The 469-nt window shown below is 58.8% G+C and carries 1 pseudogene; it reads left to right on the forward strand.

From position 1 onward, the window contains the following. Positions 1-115: 115 nt before the first annotated feature. Positions 116-229 (forward strand): annotated as a pseudogene (locus C5L12_RS27805) (ATP-binding protein); the annotation flags it as partial. Positions 230-469 lie beyond the last annotated feature (240 nt).

Consider the following 469-nt stretch of genomic DNA (forward strand, 5'->3'; position numbering starts at 1 on the left):
GGACACCAACTCGCCAAGGGCCAGCCATGGCAGATCGAATTGACGCAGGACCAGATCGGCATCCTGCGCGCTCGCGCTCAACGCAATAGACGATCGAGGAAACAGGCATCATGAAATCATTGGTGATGCGAAGATGACGACGGCACTCCTCGACCGTTTGACCCACCACTGCGAGATCGTGGAAACCGGCAACGAGTCCTGGCGCTTCAAAAACCGCTCTCAAAGCTAAAGCCGAAGATACCCATCACCCGCATTTGGCCTACCCTCTGCAACCCCGGCCAGCGCCGGGCAGGCCAAGCGCTGATCGTCTACAGGGGGGTGAAGATTGGACGCCGATTGACATCCTTCCAGCGCCCTCCCCAAAGACCGGGAACCGAGCGAATACCGTGGAGTACCAACAAGGCGCGAATGCGATTGACGTGGCGCGTGCGCTCCTTCTTCAATTGGGTACGTTCTCGGGAGAGGCGTT

Origin of the sequence: Neorhizobium huautlense, assembly GCF_002968575.1 — a bacterium.
GTDB classification, from domain to species: Bacteria; Pseudomonadota; Alphaproteobacteria; order Rhizobiales; family Rhizobiaceae; genus Neorhizobium; species Neorhizobium huautlense.